The following is a 20,115-nucleotide window of genomic DNA, read 5'->3' as shown; positions in this document are numbered from 1 at the left end:
AGCGGTCCGACGCCGGGGCGACCGCGCCCCGCGTTCCGGCGAGCGCGTGGGCGAGCTGCGACACCCGCGCCCGCGCGACCCCGATCGCGGTCGGCCCGCTCGACGTGCAAGAAAAGACATGTCCTTCAAGACATATCAAGGCACCCTCGGCAAAGGACCACCCGAGCGAGCGGCGGTCATCCTCGTCGACCGCCTCTCGGGCCGGCACCTCCGCCCGCCCCGGCCTCGGGCGAGCGCCGTCTGCACATCGCGTCTCTCGACATGACCTTCAGAGCATGTCTTCGAGGCCAGCCATCTGCCGCAGCCACGCGTGGAGCGGCGCGCCGGCGGCGGGCAGGCGGTCGGTGAAGCGCAGCACCTCGCCGTTGTCCGCCAGCAGCACCAGCCCGTCGGCGGTCGTCGCCAGCCGCGGCCGTACGCGGCCCCCTGTGGCCGCGCGCAGCGGCACCACCGCGCCGGACACCAGGTCGACGATCGCCAGCCCGGCGTCGAGCTGCGTCACCACCACCGTCTGCTCGTCGAGGAACGCCAGGTCTCGCCCGCGCACGCCCGTCACCCGCGACGGCGCCTCGGGTCGCGCCAGCGACCACGCCTGCAGCAGCTCGCCGTCCATCACCGCCAGCGTCCGCCCGGACGGGCTGAAGCGCGACACCACCGACTCGTCGGCGTCTCGGCTCGTCGACGCCCCGCCGAGCCGTAGACCGGCGCCGCCGGCCAGGTCGAACAGCTCGACCGCCGCCTCGCCGCGCCGGTACACCGCCAGCGTCGCGCCCGTCGGCGCGAACGCCAGGCTCGAGCGCACCGACCCGGGCTCGCCCGCCCGCGGCCCCACCAGCGCGCGCAGCGTACTGTCGCGCTCGATCACCGTCACCGCGCCGTCTTGCCCCTGCACCGCCAGCACCTCGCCGTCCGGCGCGTACCGCAGGTCCTGGACGTCCTCGCAGACCTCCAGGGCCCGCGCCGCTCGCCCCGGCGTCGTCCACTCGTGGACCTGGCCCCCCGAGAAGCCGATCGCCAGCCGCCCCGGCGCGAACGCCCACGCCCGCGGCTCGTCCTTCGGCAGCTCGAAGGTGTCCCATCCGCCATGTCCCCAAAGACAGCCGCGATACTCGCCGACGAACGCCAGCGCCCGGCCGTCGTCGGCGACCGCCGCCAGGCGGTCGGACCCCGACCACCGCCCGCAGACCTCGCCGGCCGCCTCTGCCGCGCCCGAGCGCAGGTCGACGCGGCGCACCCCGTCCTCGCCCTGCGCGACCATCCAGCCGCCGCCGGGGGCCAGCACGGCCTGCCGCAGCGGCTTCTCCGGCGCCGGCCGGCGCGACTGCCAGGCCGTCTCGCCGGCGACGACGCGGCGGTAGCCGCCCGCGTCGGCGACCAGCAGCTCGCCGTCGCCCAGGACCGCCGCGTCGCTCCAGTGCCGCGAGGCGATCGGCGTCCCGCTGGCCACGTCGATCACCTCGAGCGACACCCCGAAGCCCCACTGCACCAGCGCCCCGTCGCGGCTGGTGTGCGGCTCGATCACGAAGTCGTCGGATCTGTCCGTTCGGACATCTCGCGTCCACAACCGCCGCCCCGCCGGGTCTTCGGCCCACGCGGTCGTCTCGCCGTCGCGGTGGGCGACGAACACCAGGGCATCTCGCCCCGGCGCCGCCCATTCGGCCTCGACCAGCCGCGGCGGCCCATCCGCCCGCCACACCAATTGGCGCTCGACCGGCGACAGCGTGTGGGGCAGATCCTCGCGCGCGCACCTCACCACCAGCGCGCGCCCGTCGGCCGTCCAGTCGTGCGCGTACAGCAGCGGCTTGCACGGGTGACGACTGACATCCACCATCCCGGTCTCGCGGTCCCACACCACCAGCGTCTGGTCGCGCGCCCCCGCCAGCCGGCGACCGTCGCGCGTGCCCTGCAGCGTCAGGCCGGCCACCGCCGCCGGCGCGTCCGGGCCGGGCAGCTCGCGCCGCGCCCCGGTCCGCACCTCGAACTCGAACGCCGGCGCGGACCGCATCGGCCAGGCCCACAGCAGCTCGCCGTCCGGGCTCAGGTCCCAGCGGTAGAAGCTCACCAGCTCGTCCCTCCCCGCCGACCAGCGCAGCGGCTCGGCGCGATCCAGCTGGTGGATTTCGATCGTCAGCTGCGCGTCGGCGCCGACGTGGATATGGGCCCACGTGCGGCGATCGGGCGTCACCGCCAGCGTCCCGCGCCCGCTCAGCCGCTCGCCCGCGAGCGCCCCCGGCCGCCAGCGCCACACCGCCTCGAGGCCAGCCGCGATCCATGTCCCATCGGCCAGGTTGATGCCCTCGATCAGCGGGCCCGTCGGCCCCGTCATCGGCGCCCCCGCGACCCCGGGTCTCCAGGCCGCCAGCGCCAGCGCCCGCACCGCGCCGTCGCGCGACGGATCGGGCGCGAGCTGGGCCAGCAGCGGGAACACCTGCGAGGGGTCGGCCTCGACGGCCAGCCGCGCCTGCGCCAGCAGCAGCTCGTCGGCGCGGCGGTCGGCCGTCGCGCGCGCGGCCTCGGCCTCGGTCGCGCGCGCCTCGGCGACCTCCTGCGCCGTCTCGGCCGCCGCGCGCTGGTCCTCGGCGACGTCGCGGGCCTCGCGGATCCGTCCGACCGCCACCGCCCCGATCGCCGCCAGCGCGACCAGCGACGCCGCCGCCACCGTCGCCGCCGCGCGGTGGCGCCGGAGCCACAGCCGCCCGACCTCGGCCAGCGAGTACGCGTGCGCGCCGACCAGCCGCCCGGCCTGGTAGCGCCGCAGATCGTCGGCGAACGCCTCCGCGTCGGCGTAGCGATCGCCTGGCTGTTTGGACATGGCCTTTTCGACCACCGCGATCAACGCCGGCGGCGCCTCGGGCACCAGCTGCGCCAGCGGGCGCGGTCGGCCGACCAGCACGTCGTGGATCAGCTCGGCCGCGCGGCGGTCGTGGAACGGCGGCACCCCGGCGAGCACGTGGTAGAGCACCGCCCCGAGCGCGTAGATGTCGGTGCGCGCGTCCAGAGCCTCGCCGCGGGCCTGCTCCGGCGGCATGTAGCGGATCGTCCCGAGCAGCGAGCCGGCCGCGGTGACGTCGGAGATCGCCGGGTCGTCGCCGTCGCTCGCGCTCGCCAGATCTGTCTCTTGCGACATGTACTTGGCGAGGCCCCAGTCGATCACCACCGCCTCCCCGAACTCGCCGACCAGCAGGTTGGCCGGCTTGAGGTCGCGGTGGATCACCCCCTCGCGGTGCGCGTAGGCCATCGCCTCCGCCGCCGCGATCACGTGCGGCACCAGGGCGAGCCGCGCCTGCACGTCGGCGCAGCCGGCGATCCGCTGCTCGAGCGAGGCGCCCTCGACCAGCTTCATGCACAGGAACGGCCGCCCGTCGTCGCCGCGGCCGAGGTCGTACAGCGGCACGATGCCCGGGTGCTGCAGGCGGGCCGTGATCGCCGCCTCGCGCACGAACCGCTGGACCGACCGCTCGTCGAAGCGCAGCAGCTCCTTGATCGCCACCGTGCGCCCGAGCTTGCGGTCCTCGGCGCGGCGCACCGCCCCCAGCCCGCCGCGGGCGAACACCGCCCCGAAGCGGTAGCGCTCGCCGCTCGACGTCTCTTCGCGGCCCGTCTCCCACTCGCCCTGCGGCCCGAGCCACGACACCCGCGCCGACGTCTCTCCGCCCGCCGTCGACGCGCGCCCGAACCGCGACCCGTGCGCCTCTCCGCCCGCCGTCGACTCGCGCCCGAACCGCGACAGCTCGGCGAGCAGGCGCGCCTGGGCTTGCGCGAGGGCGGCGGGGTCGGGCGCGGGCGGGGGCGGGAGCTCGGGACGCATCACCGGTCGAGTGCTGGATGTGGCGACTTTGATCGGCGAAAAAAGCACCGACGCGTCCGCGCGCGGTTGCGCTCAGCGCTGGCGGCGGAGGTGCTCGTCGATCTTCTCGAAGATGCTGCGCATCGCGCTGTCGAGGTCGCGGCCGTGGCTGTCTCTCAGGTCAGGTCGCGCCAGCAGCCGGTCGGTCGCCTCGCGCAGGCGTTGGCGGGCGCGCGCGATCCGTCCCGCCATCGTCCCGCCCGGGACCCCGAACAGCTCGGCCAGCTCGCGGGCCGTCAATCCCTCGTACTCCTTGAGCTCGAGCACGATCCGGTCGTCGAGGCTGAGCCCGCGCAGCGCCTGCGACACCACGTGCTCGATCTGCCGGTCCGCCAGCAGCGACGACAGCGACCCCTCGGTCGCCGGGTCGACCACGCTGTCCTCGGCCGGGTCGAACGTCGGCCCCAGGCGCGAGCGGTGGCGGATGTACTCGAGCAGCTTGTTGCGGGCGATGCCGAACAAGAACCCCTTGAACGACGACGAGCCGCCGCGGTACGCGTCGCGGCGCCGGCACAGCGCCTCGAAGGTCCCCTGGGCCAGGTCCTCGCAGGCGTCGCCGCTCACCTTGGCGAAGAAGAACCGGTACACGCTGGCGTAATGGCGGGCTACCAGCACCCGGCCGGCCGCGGTCGACCCGGCTTGCCAGGCGCGGAGGAGCGCGAGGTCGTCGTCGCCCGACTGTTCCATGCCTGCACCTCTACTCGATCGGCGGCCCCGCGTCACGCGGCGGCGGCTTCAGGGCCGCGGACACCGAGCGCGGCGTGATCCCCTCGGCCAGCACCAGGGCCGCCAGGAACGTCCCCATCGACACGCCCGCGGTCACCAGCGCGCGCACCAGCGGCAGCGGCACCGCGCCTTCCATCAGCGCGCGGACCCCCGCGCCGGCGGCGATCGCCAGACCTGTCCACAAGAACAGGCGGAGCAGCGCCCTCACGTAGCGGCCGACCCCGAGCTGCAGGTGGCGCAGGGCGAAGCGGAGCAGCACCCAGAACGCCACCGGGTAGCCGATCACCCACGCCCACGCCACCGATGCGTAGCCGAGCCAGCCGCCGAGCAGGATCGCCGCGATCGCGAACCACAGCGGCATCGTCACCGCCGCCACCGCCATGTACGTCAGCGTCAGGCTCGGGCGTCCGACCCCGTCGAGCAGCGGCGGCACCACGGCGCTGACCGCCCGCAGCAGCGCCGCGATCGCCAGCACCCGCACGGCCGCCGCCGCCCGGACCCACCGCTCGTCGAGCAGCAGCAACAAGTCGGGCGCCGCCGGCACCACGATCACCAGGAAGCCGGCGACGACGATGAAGCTGAGCCGCGACAATTTCAAGAATTGTTCCGCCAGCGCGGCCGGCCGGTCGCGCGCGCGCGAGAACGCCGGGAACGCGACCGACACCACCACCGTGGAGATGATGCGGGCCGGGTCGAGCGCGAGGTCGGCGGCGGCCTTGTAGAGGCCGAGCGCCGCGCGGCCGAAGAAGTGGCCGACGATGTAGAAGTCGAGGCCGGTGTAGACGAAGAAGAGGATCCGGCTGAGCGAGGTCTTGAGCCCGAACAGCACCGCCTCGCGGGTGGCCGGCCAGTCGAAGAGCAACTGCGGCAGCCACGGCTGGAAGTACTGCACCCCCGCCGTCGTCACCAGCGTGCGGCCGATCGCCCCGGCGATGAAGCACCAGATCCCCACCAGGGGCGCCGCCACCAGCAGGGCCACGTTCTCGGCCACGCTGGCGAGGAAGCGGATCAGCGAGAACTCGCGGAAGCGCAGCTCGCGGATCATCAGCGCCCCCGGCACCATGTACAGGTTCTGCAGCAGCAGCTTGACGCAGTGCGCCTGCAGCATCCAGCCGACGATCGGCGCCTGGTAGTGGCTGGCGAGCAGCGGCGCCACGGCGAAGAAGATCGCCGCCACGATCGTGAGCGACAGCAGCAGGTTGAGCCAGAACACCGTCGACAGGCGGGCCGGCGTGTGGTCGCCCTGCTGGACCAGCGCCCCCGGCAGCCCGAGCTCCGTCGCCAGGTCGAGGATCGGGATCGCCGCCAGGGCCAGCGTCGCCACCCCGTACTCCTCGGGGCTGATCCAGATCGCCAGCAGCACCGCCTTGGTCGCCACGTCGAGCACGCCCATCAGCGCGGTCGCCGTGCCGACCCACGCCAGGCTCTGGTTGACGCGGACCTGCTCCTCGCGCTCCGACATCCTCACTCCCGCCGCAGCACCGCGCAGCTGACCCGGTAGGGGCGACCCAGCCACCGCAGGCGCGAGCCCGCGGTCCCGCTCGGGCTGTCCTGAAGGCCAGCCAGCTTGCGGACGTCGCGGACGATCAGCCACGGCCGGCGCAGCAGCTCCGGCGCGTAGGTCGGCCCGTCGACGATCTCGGCGCGGACCAGCCGCAGCGCCGGAAACAGCTCGCGGGACATGTCCTGGGGGGCAGGTCGATAGTACGTGTCGATCGGGTCGGGGTGGTACGGGTAGCTGAACGGCACCGTGACGATCAGCAGCCCGCCGGCGGGCACCAGGGCCGCCAGGCGCCCCGCCAGCGCCGCGCGGTCGGTCACGTGCTCGAGCATGTTGCAGCACAGGATCGCCCGCGCCCCGACCGCCTGCAGCCGCGCGAGCCCCTCCTCGCTCAGCGCGTCCGCGGCGATGTCGACCCCCGGCAGCGTCTTCAGGTCGCTGTGGACGATCGCCGCCCCGCGCGCCCGCAGCGGCGCGAACACCTCGCGGTCGATCCACGGCTGCACGACCGTGCGAAAGTGCAGGTCGCTGCTGCCGAGGTTTAATAAGGGCGACAGCTCGGCGTCGGAGAACTCCTGCAGCCGCGCCCGCAGCCACCGCGCCTCGACCTCAAGCATCGACCTGCTCCTCGGGACAGCTCGCCACGGACTCGCCCTTCGCGCGCGTCGCTTCGACCGCGAGCACCGACCTGCTCCTAGGGACAGCTCGCCATCGGCGCGACCGGGCACCGAGTCTGCTCTCCGCCTCAAGCACCGACCTGCTCCTCGGGACAGCTCGCCACCGACTCGAGCCCGTCGGCGAGCGCGACCTGGGCGACGAAGCCGAGCCGCTCCTTCGCGCGGGTCGGGTCGAGCACGTAGCGCATCACCTCGCTGCCGCGGTACGGCAGCGCGCCGAGGTCGACCAGGTCCGTGCGGCCGAGCCGCCACGCCAGCGCGCGCACCACCATCGCCACCGCCGACTCGACCCCCGTGCCCGCGTTGTAGACCCCCGCCGGCGCCCCGTCCTCCGTGCAGCGGGCCAGCAGGCGCCCCACGTCGCCCACGTGGACGAAGTCGCGGGTCTGCTCGCCGGGCGTGCAGGCGAACCGCTGGCCGGCGCGCAGGGCCGCCAGCAGCGACGGGATCAGCATGCCCGGGCGCTGACCCGGCCCGTAGACCACCCCGGGCCGGACGACGATCGCCTCGAGCCCGAGCCGGGCCGCCGCCGCGCGGACCTCGTCCTCGCCGCGGATCTTCGCCCGCGCGTACGGCGTGTCGCCGAGCCGCTGCGCGTCCTCGACGAACGGCACCGGCTGCAGCCCGTACACCTCGCCGGTGCTGACGTAGACCACCCGCCGGGCCCCGCGCGCCGCCGCCGCCGACAGCGCCCGCAGCGGCGCCGCCACGTGCATCTCGGCCAGCGCCGCCTCGTCGCCGTCGCGCCGGCCGCCGGCCCAGATCAGCGCGTGTACTTCCGGACATGTCCGTTCCGACAGCCCCTCGCGACCGAACGCGACCACCGGCGCCCCGGCGAGCGCGCGCGCGACGGCGCGGCCGATGAAGCCGCCGCCGCCGCCGATCGCGACCGCCGTCACGCCGCCCCCAGCAGCTCGCGGTACCAGGCGATCGTGCGCTGCAGCCCCTCGTCGAGCCCGTGGCGCGGGCGCCAGCCGAGCACCCGGCGCGCCTTCTCGGACGACAGGAATTGCGCGCGGATCTCCCGCGACGCCTCGCCGAGGATCACCGGCGGCAGGTGGCGCGCGTCCATGTGGCCGAGCACGCGGTCGACGATCTCGAGCACGCTCTGCGGCCGCTCGTCGGAGAAGTTGAACGCCTCGCCGACCACCTCCGGTCGGTCCATCTGCTCGGCCAGCTCGAGGTACGCCGCCACCGCGTCGCCGACGTACACGTAGTCGCGCACGAACGTCCCGTCGCTGCGCACGATCGGCCGCTCGCCGCGGACCACCGAGCGCACCGTCCCGGGGATGATGCGGTTCCAGTTGAGGTCGCCGGGCCCGAACAGGTTGCCGCAGCGGGTCACGCACACCGGGAGCTGGTAGCTGTCGAAGTAGCAGCGGGCGATCAGGTCGGTGCAGCTCTTCGAGCAGTCGTAGGGGAAGCGGCCCTCGAGCCGCGACTCCTCGGTGTACGGCAGCACCGGCTGGTCGCCGTAGGCCTTGTCGGAGCTGGCGACGACGACCCGCCGGACCTTGCGCTCGTTGCGGCGGCACGCCTCGAGCAGGTTGTACGAGCCGCGGACGTTGGCCTCCCACGTCGACAGCGGGTTGCGCCCGGCCGTGCCGACGATCGTCTGCGCCCCGAGGTGGAACACCGCCTCGATCTCGTGCTCGTTGATCACCCGCTCGAGCAGCGCGTAGTCCTCGAGCTGGCCCTGCACGCTGACGCAGCGGCGGTCGAGCCCGCGGCCGTGGAACAGGCTGCGCGGCACCCCGTCGCGGACCAGGCACACCGGCGCCGCCCCGCGGGCCAACAGCTCCTCGACCATGTGGCTGCCGAGCAGCCCGGTCGCGCCGGTGACGAGCACGTTCTTGTCTGTCCAAAAGGACATGTTACCACTTCCTCCACGGCGCCGCGCCGCCGGCCCACGCGCGCTCGAGCAGCTGCAGGTCGCGGTAGGTGTCCATGCACTGCCAGAAGCCCTCGTGGCGGTGGACCCGGAGCTGGTCGTCGGCCGCGAGCTGCTCGAGCGGCTCGCGCTCGAGCGTACAGGCGTCGTCGTCGCGCACGTACTCGAGCATCGCCTTGCGGAACACGAAGAAGCCGCCGTTGATCCAGCCCTCGGTCACGGCCGGCTTCTCGCTGAAGCGGTCGACGCGGTCGCCGTCGGTCAGCAGCTCGCCGAAGCGGCTCTGCGGCCGCACCCCGGTGACCGTCCCGATCTTCCCGTGGCTGCGGTGGAACGCCAGCAGCGCCTTCAGGTCGACGTCGCACAGGCCGTCGCCGTAGGTCAGCATGAAGTCCTCCTCGTCGAGGTGGCGGCCGACGCGGCGCAGCCGCGCCCCGGTCATCGCCTCCTCGCCGGTGTCGACGCAGGTCACGCGCCAGCGCGCCTCGGGCGGGTTGTGCAGCGTCAGCTTGCCGCCCTGCCCGAGGTCGACCGTGAAGTCGCCCGACAGCGCCGCGAAGTCGAGGAAGTAGCGCTTGATCACCTCGGCGCGGTAGCCGAGGCACAGCACGAAGTCGTCGAACCCGAACGACGCGTAGTAGCTCATGATGTGCCAGAGGATCGGCCGCCCCGCGACCTCGATCATCGGCTTGGGACGGAGCTCCGTCTGCTCTTTGAAGCGGGTCCCCTTGCCCCCGCACAGGATGACGACCTTCATCGCGACCTCCCCAGGACCTCGTCGTAGACCGCCTGGAGGCGCTCGCGGTGGGCCTCCACGCTGTACTCCGCCTGCATCTTGCGCCGCCCGGCCTCGCCGAGGGCGCGCCGCTCGTCTGCGCTTCGGGACAGGCGCACCAGGTGCCCCGCCAGCCCGGCGACGTCGCGCTCCTCCGCCAGCAGCCCCGTCCGCTCGTGCTCGACCTGCTCCGGGATCCCCGCGTGGCGCGTCGCCACGATCGGCAGCCCGGCCGCCGAGCCCTCGCAGATCACCGTCGGCGTGCCCTCCTGGTCGCCGTCGCGGGCCGTCCGACTCGGCACCAGCAGCACGTCCGCCTCCTGCATGGCCGCAGGGACAGCCGTCGTCGGCGCCGCCCACGTCACGTCGAGCCGCAGCGACTCGGCCAGCGCGCGCAGCGGCCCGGCCCCCGCCGAACCTGTCCCCAGGAGCATGACCTCGAGGTCAGCCCCGGCCGCACGCGCCTCCGCGCACGCGCGCAGCCCATCATCGAAGCCCTTCTTCTCGACCTCGCGGCCGACCATCAGCACCCGCGTGCGCGGCCGCCCGGCCCGCGGCGCCGGCTGGAACCGCGACAGGTCGACCCCGAGCGGGACCACGCGGATCTTGCTCTCGGGACAGCCCTGGGCGACCAGCTGGCCGCGCATGTGCTGTGACAGCGCGAGGAAGCGGTCGCCGCGGCGAAACAGCGCCGGCGCCAGCGCGGCGAAGTGCCAGTAGGCCGGCAGCAGCCGCAGCCGCGAGCCGCGGACCGTCACGTCCTTGCCGTAGAAGCTGGTCACCAGCGGCAGCCCGCTGCGCGTCGCCGTGAGCAGCGCGTGGGCTCCCGTCTGCCCGAGGTGCGCGTGGATCAGCGACACCCCGCGGGCCCACCGCGACAGCCGCGGCGACAGCGTCGTCGCGCGGTACAGCAGCGCCTCGAGCGCGCCCAGCGGCTGGTCGCGCAGCGCCGTCACCTCGCCGTCGGGGAACTTCTCGCGCGACAGCCGCTCGACCGCGAACACGCGCACCGTGTAGCGCTGCAGCGACCGCATCGACGTGTAGATGAACGTCTCCGACGGCGGCAGGAATTCGTGGCGCACAAAGCCGACGGTCGGCGAGGTCGACATGCCGAGCGAAACGGCCGCGAACGTACGCTCCGGCGCGCGAGGGTGTCAACCGGCCGCGCGCGCCCATGACTTGCCGCACGCCCTCCGGAGCCCCCTCGGCACGCGGTCCTCGCCGGGCTCTGGTATCGCGCGGAGCACCACGATGCCCGTGCTCGACGCCCTCCACGCGCACGCCTGAGGACCTGCGATGATCTTGCCCGAGCTCACCACCAAGAACGCCTGGGAGCTGCGCCGGCAGCCCGAGATCGACGAGGAAGACCTGTGGCTCACGCCCGGTCCGGTCGTCTGGCAGGCCGAGCGCCTGCGCGGGCCGCCGCCGATGTTCTACCCGGTCTACCGCAGCGGCGACCTCTACGCGACCTCGCCGCTGCCGCTGATCGTCCACAAGGGCGCGCTCGAGCTCGACGGCGACGTCGCCCGCCAGGTCGGCGCCGCCGTCCGCTACCTCGCCACCAACGCCACGATCGATCGCCGCGTGCGTCGCGTCGGCTGCCCCGAGCTCTCGACCCTCGAGCTGTCGGACCCGCGCGAGTACGTCGCCACCTTCGCCGCCGCGACCCGCAGCGACGTCGCCCGCGTCGAGGCGCGGCACCCCGGCTTCGTCAACCTCGTCCTGTGCGGCGGCAAGGACAGCCTCAACCTGCTGCTCTTGCCGTGGAAGAACCCGGTGATCGCCGTCAGCGCGCGGCCCAACTTCCCGCTCGTGCAGCAGTTCGTGCGCGACAACCGGCTCGGCATCGACGTCGTCGAGCTCGTCGACCGCGACGCCTCCTTGCTCGACAGCGAGATCGCCGTCAACGCCTGCCGGATCGGCCTCGATCACGTGCGATGGGTCGCCGAGCTGCGCGAGCTCGCCGGCCGCTTCGAGCGGCGCGCCATCTTCTGGGTCGGCGCCATGGCCGACGCCTTCACCACGCCGAAGTGGCGCACCTACAACCATTCGCTCGCGCTCGCGCGCCTGCGGGCCCTCCCCGGCCTGCGCGGCCTGGCCGACACCGACGCCGGCCAGAGCCTGTTCTCGTGGACCTGCTACTACCGCGGCGGCATGTGGCAGGGCGGCAACATGTCGCTGCTCAAGGAGATCACCGACGCGCTGGTGCTCTCGGCCTACCACGGCCCGGCCATGCGGGCCCTGCTCGCGCGCGTCGACCTGCGCGGCGCCGCGACCACCGACATCCGCCCCGCGATCGGCGAGGCCCTCGCCGGCGGCCCGGTCGTCTACCCCACGACCAACCCCTCCCCGCCCCCTCGCCCTTCCGCAAGCGCCGCTCGCACGTCGCCGCGTTCGTCGAGGTCCTGGCCCGCCACGGGATCCGCAGCGCCTGAGCGCCCGAATCGCTCGCCGGGACATGCTCTGAAGGACATGTCCTGTCGATAAACGACCCGCGGCTCTGCCCCTTCGGTCAGACTGACGACTGCCGGCCTCGGCAACCACTCACCGCGCCGAGCGGCGCGCTCTCGCCTGCCCCCTTCGGTCAGCCCGCGCCCGCCGGCCCCGCCGCCCCGGGCCGCCGCGCTCTCGGCCTCGCCTGCTCCTTCGGTCCGCCGGGTCCGCCGGGCTCGCCGACTTGCCACCGCTCCGAGCTGGCGCGCTCTCGGCCTCGCCCGGCCCTTCGGCCATCGCGCGCCCGTCGGTCAGCCCGCGCCGGAGCTCGATGACCCCTCACCCTTGATGAGCGCCGCGCCTCCGCCTGCCCGTTCGGACAGGCCGCCGACCTGCCCCTTCGAGCAGCTCAGGTGAGCGCCTGCATCGCGCGGGCGAGGCGGGGCAGGGCCGCCTTGATCTCCTCTTCGGAGACCGCGCCGACGCTGAGGCGGAACCAGCCCTCGTCGCCGGGCACGCCGAACGCCTGGAACGGGACGATGCCGATGCCGGCGTCGGTGAGCATGTACTTGCGGACATCCTCGTTCGACTGCAGCACCTGGCCTGCGGGCGTGCGGCGGCCGAACGGGTTGATGCGCACGGTCAGGTAGATCGCGCCCATCGGCGGGATGCTGTCGACCTGCAGGCCGTCTTTCTTCAGCCCCTGGAAGCCGGTGTGGAGCAGCTCGAGCCGGCGGTCGAGGCCTTGCAGGAATTTGCTCGCGTAGGCGTGGATCGCCTTGCTGTCGCTGAGCAGGTCGACGGTCGCCATCTGCTCCGGGCGCGGGGCCCAGGCGCCGACGTGGCCGAGCACCGCCGACATCTGCTTGATGATGTCGACCGGGCCGACGGCCCAGCCGACGCGCAGGCCGGTGGCCGCGAACGCCTTGCTGATGCCGTCGACGAACACGGTGTAGCGGGCCATCTCCGGGCGCAGCCCCGGCGGCGTGACGTGCTGCGTGTCGCCGAAGCGCAGCATCCAGTAGATGTGGTCGTACATCAGGTAGACCGGCCGCTCGCCGCGTTGCTCCCGCTTGCGGTTCTCGGCCAGGATCGCGTCGCAGATGCCGCGCAGCGCGTCGGCGCTGATGGCCGTGCCGGTCGGGTTGAGCGGCGAGTTGAGGCACACCAGGCGCGCCGACGGCAGCTCGGACAGCAGCGCATCGCCGGTGGGCAGGAACCGGGTCTCGGGGCCACACACGACCGGCACGCCGCGCGCGCCGCACATGTGGACATAGTGGTTGTTGTTCCAGCTCGGCACCGGATAGATCACGGTGTCGCCGGCGTCGACCACGGTGCGGTAGACGCCGTAGATCACCGGGCGGGCGCCGCCGGCGACGAGGAAGCTGTCGAGCGGATAGCGCAGGCCGAGCTCGCGCTCGTAGAAGCGCTGGATCGCCTGGCGCAGCTCGGCCTGGCCGTTGGCCGCCGGGTAGTTGGTCTCGCTGCGCTCGAGGGCCCGCAGGATCGCCTGCTGCAGGACCTCGGGGATCGGGAACTGCTTGGGGCTGAAGTCGCCGACCGTGAGGTTGCAGACCGGGACGCCCTGACCCATCAGCGCGCGGATCTCGGCCGCGATCTTGAGGATCTCCGAGCCGACCAGGGCCCCGGCCATCTTCGACAGGCGGGCGGCCGGGTCGGGACCCGCGTCGTTGGCGTGGGCGGTGAGGTCGGTCTGCGCGCTCTGGACGTCCTGCATCGCTACAACTATGCCACACTCCCGCGGCCCATGAGCAGCGCCCGCCAGCCGCACCTCACAGCCCGCCTCCAAGGATTCGGCACCACGATCTTCACCGAGATGACGCGCCTTGCGATCCAATTTGGCGCGGTCAACCTCGGCCAGGGCTTCCCCAACTTCGATGGACCCGACTTCATCAAAGAGGCCGCGATCGCTGCGATCCGCGCCGGCGCCAACCAGTACTGCCGCATGAGCGGCTTGCCCGAGCTGAATCGCGCGATCGCGGCGCACCAGCAGCGCTTCTACGACCTCTCGTACGATCCTGACAGTGAGGTCACCGTGTACTCCGGCGCGACCGAGGCCATCTGCGCGACGCTGCAAGCGCTGTGCGACACCGGCGACGAGGTCGTGCTGTTCGAGCCCTTCTACGACTCTTATCGCGCCAGCGTCACCATGGCCGGGGCCGTCCCGAAGGTCGTCACGCTGCACGCGCCCGACTTCGCGTACCGCCCCGAGGAGCTCGAGGCCGCCATAACCCCCAAGACCCGGGCAATTCTGCTGAACAGCCCGCACAACCCCACGGGGAAGGTCTTTGCGCGCGGCGAGCTCGAGCATATCGCGGGCCTCTGCAAGCGCTTCGACCTCATCGCCATCACCGACGAAGTGTACGAGCACCTCGTGTATGAGGGCTCGCACGTGCCGCTCGCGACGCTGCCCGGGATGCGCGAGCGCACCGTGCTGATCTCCTCCTCGGGCAAGACCTTCAGCTTCACCGGCTGGAAGGTCGGACACACGTGCGCGCCTCCGGCGCTCAGCGCCGCGATTCGCTGTGCGCACCAATTCGTGACCTTCTGCACGGCCACGCCGTTCCAGCACGCGCTCGCCAGGGCCTTCGTCGCCGACGACGCCTTCTTCGCCGGCCTCATCGCCGAGTACCGCGCGCGCCGCGATCGCCTGTGCCAGGGTTTGCGCGAGCTCGGCTTCGGCGTGCTCGCGCCGGCCGGCACGTACTTCGTCATGACCGACATCCGCCCGCTCGGGTACGCCGACGACGTCGAGTTCTGCCGCATGTTGCCGGAGCAGGTCGGCGTCGCCGCGATCCCGCCGTCGTCGTTCTACGAGCACCCGGCGGCCGGCCGTCACCTCGTGCGCTGGGCCTTCTGCAAGACCGACGACGTGCTCGACGAGGGCCTGCGTCGCCTGCAGAAGCTGCCGCGCCGCGCGCCGCTGGCGAGCGCGGCCGGATAGATTATCCAACATGACCCGAAGGACAGCACGCAGGAGGACCGGAGCATGAAGATCGCGGCGATCCAGAGCGACATCGCGTGGGAGGACCCGGAGGCCAACTTCACCCGCCTGCGCCCGTGGGTGGCCGCGGCGGCCGCCGCGGGCGCCAAGCTGGTGGTGCTGCCGGAGATGTTCGCCTGCGGCTTCTCGATGACGACCGCCAAGATCGCCGAGCCGCCGGGCGGCCCCTCGACCCGCTTCCTCGAGCACCAGGCGCGCCAGCACGACCTGTGGATCTGCGGCAGCGTGCCCGAGGTGCCGCACGGCGAGTCCAAGCCCTACAACACGCTCGTGCTCGCCAGCCCGCACGGCCAGGTCGTCCGCTACCGCAAAATCCACCCGTTCTCGTTCGCCAAGGAGCACGAGCACTACGGCGCCGGCAGCGACCACATCACCGTCGACGTCGACGGCCTGCGCTGCACCCTGTTCGTCTGCTACGACCTCCGCTTCGCCGACGAGTTCTGGGGCCGCGCCGAGCAGACCGACGCCTACGTCGTCGTCGCCAACTGGCCCGAGCGCCGGCGCCACCACTGGACCACGCTGCTGCAGGCCCGGGCGATCGAGAACCAGGCCTACGTCGTCGGCGTCAACCGCGTCGGCCACGGCAACGGCCTCGACTACAGCGGCGACAGCCGCATCGTCGACCCCTGGGGCGAGGTGCTCGCGGCGGCCGCCGGCGGCGAGACCATGGTGCTCGCCGACGTCCGCGCCGAGGTCGTCCGCGACGCGCGCGAGCGCTTCCCTGTCCTCAAGGACAGGCGCAAGCCCTGACCGCGCCGCCGCGCCCGACCTGTCCCCGCGGACATATGCGCGCTGCGGCCGCCGCGCCGCCTGGCGGTCGCTGCCCACTCGACCTGGCGCATCGGGACCAGGCCATTCCGCGCGGCTCGCCACCCACGCTCCGGCCGGCGTCGGATTAGACCTGTCCGGACAGACATGTCCCATCAGGCATCCTCGCCGAGCGCCAGCAGCGCGGCGCGGGTGACCACCAGCGGCGTGAACGTCAGCGCTCCGAAGCCGCACGCGACCGTCTGCCGCGCCCACGCCACGTCCTCGTCGCCGACGATCGCCAGCAGCCCGGCCGGGCCGCCCCGGCGCAGCCCGAGCAGGGCCGCGTAGCACGGCCACAGGTAGGCCCGCGCCTGCTCCTCGCGCGCCGGGGGGACCACCACCGCCAGCCACGTCGAGGGCCCGCCGATCCGGTGGAGCGCGAACGCCAGGTCGGCCGCCCACTCGTGGCCGTGGGCGTGGAGCTGGGTGTCGCCGACGTCGACGAGCTCGGCCCGGGCCGGCTGCTCGAGCTCCCAGCCGAGCAGGCGGTGCAGCGCGTGGACGACCAGCTCGGGCCGGCGTTGCAGCAGTTCGAGGACGGGATCGACGGGCGAGGCGCACACCCGCGGGGCCATGCACGCCGCGCCGCCCGCGAAATCCCCTGTCCTTTCGCGCCGCCCCGCTCCGCCGCCGTCCCGCCCGCGGGACGCCCGGCCAGCCGGCGGGACGCCCTACTCGGCCGGCACGTGGACCACGAGGTCGCGGCCCTTGCGCTTCAGGCACACCGCGCACGCGTCGGGCACCAGCGGCTCCTCGTAGCGCGGCTCGAAGGTCTCCTCGACCACCGCCTCGCCGTCGCGCTCGACCGCGACCATGAACTTCGCCGGGCCGCTCCAGATGTTGCCGCGGGTCTCGAGCACCTCGATCTCGAGCCCGGTCTCGCCGGCGCGGGCCATGATCGACAGGGTGCCGTCGTCCTCGCCGTCGGCGAAGTCGGTGAAGAAGTCGAGCGCGCAGTCGTCGGCCGGCAGCGTGCAGCTCCACGCCTTCTCGGCGTAGTCGGTGCTCACCCGGAACGTGTACGCCCCGGCCCGCAGCTGCCCGCCGGGCTGGCCGTCGTCGACCACCGCGACCGGCACCGAGGCCTCGCAATTCGCGTTCATGCAGATGCCCGACGACTTGTTGCAGCCGGCGACGCCCGCGGCGAGAGCCAGTCCCAAGAGCCATGTCCGTTGCAGCATGTCCTCTCCTTCATGTCCTGACGAGCAGCCGCGGCGAGATCAGGGGCACGTCGCTCGCCCCCGCCGGCTCGCCGTCGTCGTCGCCCTCGCCCTGCAGGCGGGCGTCGAGCAGGTGCGACGGCTTGACGTTGCCGGCGGCCGCCAGCAGGCTGCGGCGCACGTCGGGGTTGTCCGCCTCGAGCCGGGTCAGGAGCTGGCGGACGTAGACCCGCCGCAGGTTGTCCTGCGAGCCGCACAGGTCGCACGGCACCACCGGGAACCCTTGCTCGACCGCGTACGCGGCCAGGTCGCGCTCCTCGCACAGGATCAGCGGGCGGATGATCGTGTTGCGCCCGTCGTCCGAGCGCAGCCGCGGCGCCATCGCCTTGAGCTGCCCGGCGTAGAGCTGGTTGAGCAGCAGCGTCTCGATCAGGTCGTCGCGGTGGTGGCCGAGCGCGATCTTGGTGCAGCCGAGCTCGACCGCGACGTCGTAGAGGATCCCGCGCCGCAGCCGCGAACACAGCGAGCAGTAGGCCTTGCCCGCCGGGACCTCGCGCTTCACCACCGAGTAGGTGTCGACGTGGACGATCCGGTGCTCGTGGCCCTCGCGCTCGAGGTACGCGCGCAGCACCTCGACCGGGAAGCCCGGGTGGCCCTGATCGAGGTTGACCGCCACCCACGTGAACGCGAACGGCACCATCCGCCGGTACTCGCGCAGCAGGTGGAGCATCGCCCACGAGTCCTTGCCGCCGGAGATGGCGACCATGATCTTGTCGCCGTCTTCGATCAGCCCGAAGCGCCGATTCGCGCGGCTGATCTGCCGCAAGAGCGTCTGCTGGAGGCTCGCCACGCCCGGCCGGGCATACCAGGGCGGGGGCGGCGCAGCAACCGCCTGCTCACAGGACCGAGCGCACGAGCGCGACCAGCCGCGGCGCCTCGCGCACGAGCTCGGCCAGCGCGACGTCGCGGCGCGAGCGGAACACGAAGCCGATGAGCCGGTCGTGCTGGCGCCACATCACCAGGTACGCCGACTCCGAGGTCGTGCGGCCGACGTCGACGCTCGACAGCTGCTTGAAGCCGACCGAGAGCCCGTCGATGAGCTCGACGCGCGGCATGCCCTGGATCGCCGCGTCGGCCTCCGCTCGCCGCACCGCCAGCTCCGTCGAGCCGCCCGGGACCTCCTGGTAGATCGGCTCGAACTGCGTGCTGGTGTCGACCGCGCCGCCCAGCGCCCGCCCGATCTCCACCGCCACCGGGACCACCTGCTCGCCCTTCTGCAGCACCGCCTCGATGCCCGACGACGACGCCTCGGCGCCCTGGCGGAGCCAGCCCTTGGCCGCCTCGGACAGCTCGCCGAGGCCGAGCTGCCCCGCCCAGGCGCGGGCCGCCCGCGCCGCCTCCGCGGTGCGCGAGCCGGCCATCTCGGCCATCTCCGCGGCCGCTCGCGTGCGGCCCTCGGGCGCGTCGCACCCGGAGACGGCCGCTCCGACCAGGAGCCATGTCCACAGCCGACTTCGCACGCCTCAAGTCTAGCAGATCCGGCGCCGCTGCCTGACGCCGGGTCTCGTATACTGCGCGCGCGTGTCCGTCCTGCGCACGATCGTCAGCTCCTCGCGCGCCCTCGTCACCGGCGCCAAGGACGTGGCCCGCTTCCGCGAGATCGCCACCGTCTTCGTCCGCCACGGCTTCGGCTGGTGGGTCGCCCAGCTCAAGCTCCGGCGCGAGCTGCAGGTCGAGCTCGCGGGCGCCGAGCTGACCCGCGCCGCCGTCGGCAGCGCCGACACCGGCAAGCGCCTCGTGGCCGCGTTTACGCAGCTCGGCCCGACCTTCGTCAAGCTCGGCCAGATCCTGTCGACCCGCCCCGACCTGCTGTCCGACGCCGTCATCGCCGAGCTCACCTGCCTGCAAGACCAGGTGTCGCCGCTGCCCTTCGAGCAGATCGAGGGCCAGCTGCGGAGCAACCTCGGCCCCAAGTGGCGCGAGCAGTTCGCCGAGATCGACGAGACCCCGCTGGCCTCGGCCAGCATCGCCCAGGTCCACCGCGCCGTCCTCAAGACCGGCGAGCGCGTGGTCCTCAAGGTCCAGCGCCCCGGCCTGCGGCCGAAGATCGCCAGCGACCTCAACATCCTGCTGGCGACCGCCGCCTACGTCGAGGAGGCCTTCCCCGAGGCCGCGGCGATGGACCTCGTCGGCGTCATCCGCGGGTTCGCCAAGTCGCTGGCGCAGGAGCTCGACTTCTGCGTCGAGGCGCGCAACATCGCCAGGTTCCACCGCAACTTCGCCGGCGACGACAAGGTCCGCGTCCCCGTCGTCTACGACGCCCTCAGCACCGAGGAGGTGCTGTGCATGGAGTTCGTCGAGGGCCGCAAGTTCAGCGAGGTGCTGCAGTCCGGCGAGGACACCCGCCCGCTGGTGGAGGTCTACTTCAAGACCGCCTACAAGATGCTGTTCATCGACGGCTTTTTCCACGGCGACCTGCACCCCGGCAACGTGTTCGTGCAGGAGGGCGGCCGCCTGGCGATCATCGACTGCGGCATGGTTGGCCGCCTGTCGCCGTCGATGAAGGACAAGCTGATCGACATCCTGTGGGCGGTGATGTCGGAGGACATGGAGGCGCTGGCCCGCTCGTTCTACGCCCTGGCGATCCCGACCGCCGGCAAGGTCGACTACGCCGCGTTCGAAGCCGACGTCGTCGAGATCGCCGAGCGCTACCTCGGCGGCGTGCCGCTGTCCGAGCTGCAGATCGGCGAGCTGTTCGGCGAGCTGGTCGCCGGCGCCACGCGCCACCGCGTGCGCATGCCGACCGACTTCACCATGATGTTCAAGGCGATCCTCACCACCGAGGGTTTGGCCCGCTCGATCGCCCCCGACGTCGACCCGCTCGAGCTGGCGCGCCCGTTCATCTCGCAGATGGTCCAGGACCGCTACAGCAGCGAGCGGATCAAGCAGACCCTGCTGGCCGACTTCCACCTGCTGTCGCGCGCGGCTCACAGCCTGCCGCAGCGGCTGCCCGCGCTGCTCGAGGACGTCCAGGAGGGCCGCCTCGCCGTCGGCCTCGCGCCCGCGTCGCTGGCGGCGCTCGACAAGGCGGCCGAGCGCCGCATGAACCAGGGCGTACGCGCCGCGCTGACGATCACCTGCATCGCCTGCGGCACGTACGCCCTCGGCCTCGGCCTCCCGGCGACGTCGCCGCTCGGGATCCCGTGGATCTCGACCCTGTTCTACGCGGCCGCCGCCTACGGCGTGATCGGCCTGCGCTGGCGCTCGTGA

The 20,115-nt window shown here is 73.0% G+C and carries 17 protein-coding genes; 4 read left to right on the top strand and 13 right to left on the bottom strand.

Annotated features, from left to right (window positions below; translation table 11 throughout):
* Positions 1 to 268: 268 nt before the first annotated feature.
* From NAEX_RS28700 to NAEX_RS28665, 8 genes are all read right to left on the bottom strand, one after another.
* Positions 269 to 3,808, bottom strand: a complete 3,540-nt coding sequence (locus NAEX_RS28700; RefSeq protein ID WP_096330669.1) for a WD40 repeat domain-containing serine/threonine protein kinase — start codon at positions 3,806 to 3,808, stop codon at positions 269 to 271.
* Between the two features lie 72 nt (positions 3,809 to 3,880).
* Positions 3,881 to 4,534 (bottom strand): RNA polymerase sigma factor, encoded by a 654-nt coding sequence (locus NAEX_RS28695; RefSeq protein WP_096330668.1) that lies wholly within the window; start codon positions 4,532 to 4,534, stop codon positions 3,881 to 3,883.
* Positions 4,535 to 4,544: 10 nt separating this feature from the next.
* Positions 4,545 to 6,035, bottom strand: coding sequence for an oligosaccharide flippase family protein (locus NAEX_RS28690; protein WP_096330667.1), 1,491 nt, complete (start codon positions 6,033 to 6,035; stop codon positions 4,545 to 4,547).
* 2 nt (positions 6,036 to 6,037) lie between these two features.
* Positions 6,038 to 6,691 (bottom strand): methyltransferase type 11, encoded by a 654-nt coding sequence (locus tag NAEX_RS28685; RefSeq protein WP_096330666.1) that lies wholly within the window; start codon positions 6,689 to 6,691, stop codon positions 6,038 to 6,040.
* A 128-nt stretch (positions 6,692 to 6,819) separates the two neighbouring features.
* Positions 6,820 to 7,650 carry an NAD-dependent epimerase/dehydratase family protein gene (locus tag NAEX_RS28680; RefSeq protein ID WP_096330665.1) on the bottom strand — a complete coding sequence of 277 codons (831 nt, stop codon included), beginning with the start codon at positions 7,648 to 7,650 and terminating at the stop codon, positions 6,820 to 6,822.
* Positions 7,647 to 8,624 carry an NAD-dependent epimerase/dehydratase family protein gene (locus NAEX_RS28675; RefSeq protein ID WP_096330664.1) on the bottom strand — a complete coding sequence of 326 codons (978 nt, stop codon included), beginning with the start codon at positions 8,622 to 8,624 and terminating at the stop codon, positions 7,647 to 7,649. Before NAEX_RS28675 ends, NAEX_RS28680 begins: the two co-directional genes overlap by 4 nt.
* 1 nt (position 8,625) lies before the next feature.
* A complete protein-coding gene (gene rfbF / locus NAEX_RS28670; protein ID WP_096330663.1) occupies positions 8,626 to 9,399 on the bottom strand; it encodes a glucose-1-phosphate cytidylyltransferase in 774 nt (257 codons plus the stop codon).
* The gene (locus NAEX_RS28665) at positions 9,396 to 10,526 is read right to left on the bottom strand and encodes a glycosyltransferase (protein ID WP_096330662.1); all 1,131 of its coding nucleotides are present in this window, start codon (positions 10,524 to 10,526) and stop codon (positions 9,396 to 9,398) included. Before NAEX_RS28665 ends, rfbF begins: the two co-directional genes overlap by 4 nt.
* A 187-nt stretch (positions 10,527 to 10,713) precedes the next feature.
* Between NAEX_RS28665 and NAEX_RS28660 the strand changes: the two genes are divergently transcribed.
* Positions 10,714 to 11,904, top strand: a complete 1,191-nt coding sequence (locus NAEX_RS28660) for a hypothetical protein (RefSeq protein WP_096330661.1) — start codon at positions 10,714 to 10,716, stop codon at positions 11,902 to 11,904.
* Between the two features lie 355 nt (positions 11,905 to 12,259).
* Here the strand turns inward: NAEX_RS28660 and NAEX_RS28655 are convergent, their stop codons facing one another.
* Positions 12,260 to 13,588, bottom strand: coding sequence for a pyridoxal phosphate-dependent aminotransferase (locus NAEX_RS28655; RefSeq protein WP_211302490.1), 1,329 nt, complete (start codon positions 13,586 to 13,588; stop codon positions 12,260 to 12,262).
* A 30-nt stretch (positions 13,589 to 13,618) separates the two neighbouring features.
* Between NAEX_RS28655 and NAEX_RS28650 the strand changes: the two genes are divergently transcribed.
* Together NAEX_RS28650 and NAEX_RS28645 are read left to right on the top strand one after the other, a co-directional pair.
* A complete protein-coding gene (locus tag NAEX_RS28650) occupies positions 13,619 to 14,815 on the top strand; it encodes a methionine aminotransferase (RefSeq protein ID WP_096330660.1) in 1,197 nt (398 codons plus the stop codon).
* 45 nt (positions 14,816 to 14,860) lie between these two features.
* A complete protein-coding gene (locus tag NAEX_RS28645; RefSeq protein ID WP_096330659.1) occupies positions 14,861 to 15,625 on the top strand; it encodes a carbon-nitrogen family hydrolase in 765 nt (254 codons plus the stop codon).
* A gap of 173 nt (positions 15,626 to 15,798) precedes the next feature.
* On the opposite strand, the gene NAEX_RS28640 is transcribed toward NAEX_RS28645, so the two are convergent.
* The 4 genes from NAEX_RS28640 to NAEX_RS28625 form a co-directional block, all read right to left on the bottom strand.
* The gene (locus NAEX_RS28640; RefSeq protein WP_143140361.1) at positions 15,799 to 16,248 is read right to left on the bottom strand and encodes a hypothetical protein; all 450 of its coding nucleotides are present in this window, start codon (positions 16,246 to 16,248) and stop codon (positions 15,799 to 15,801) included.
* A gap of 108 nt (positions 16,249 to 16,356) precedes the next feature.
* Positions 16,357 to 16,866, bottom strand: a complete 510-nt coding sequence (locus NAEX_RS28635; RefSeq protein ID WP_096330657.1) for a hypothetical protein — start codon at positions 16,864 to 16,866, stop codon at positions 16,357 to 16,359.
* Positions 16,867 to 16,876: 10 nt separating this feature from the next.
* Entirely contained in the window at positions 16,877 to 17,695 is an 819-nt protein-coding gene (gene ttcA / locus NAEX_RS28630) for a tRNA 2-thiocytidine(32) synthetase TtcA (RefSeq protein ID WP_096330656.1), read from the bottom strand.
* A 46-nt stretch (positions 17,696 to 17,741) separates the two neighbouring features.
* A complete protein-coding gene (locus NAEX_RS28625; protein WP_143140360.1) occupies positions 17,742 to 18,365 on the bottom strand; it encodes a hypothetical protein in 624 nt (207 codons plus the stop codon).
* Positions 18,366 to 18,426: 61 nt separating this feature from the next.
* Between NAEX_RS28625 and NAEX_RS28620 the strand changes: the two genes are divergently transcribed.
* Positions 18,427 to 20,115 carry an ABC1 kinase family protein gene (locus tag NAEX_RS28620; RefSeq protein ID WP_170136082.1) on the top strand — a complete coding sequence of 563 codons (1,689 nt, stop codon included), beginning with the start codon at positions 18,427 to 18,429 and terminating at the stop codon, positions 20,113 to 20,115.

Origin of the sequence: Nannocystis exedens (assembly GCF_002343915.1) — a bacterium.
GTDB lineage: Bacteria > Myxococcota_A > Polyangia > Nannocystales > Nannocystaceae > Nannocystis > Nannocystis exedens.
Note: the sequence above shows the minus strand (reverse complement) of the source record. Positions and strands in the feature narration are given on the sequence as shown.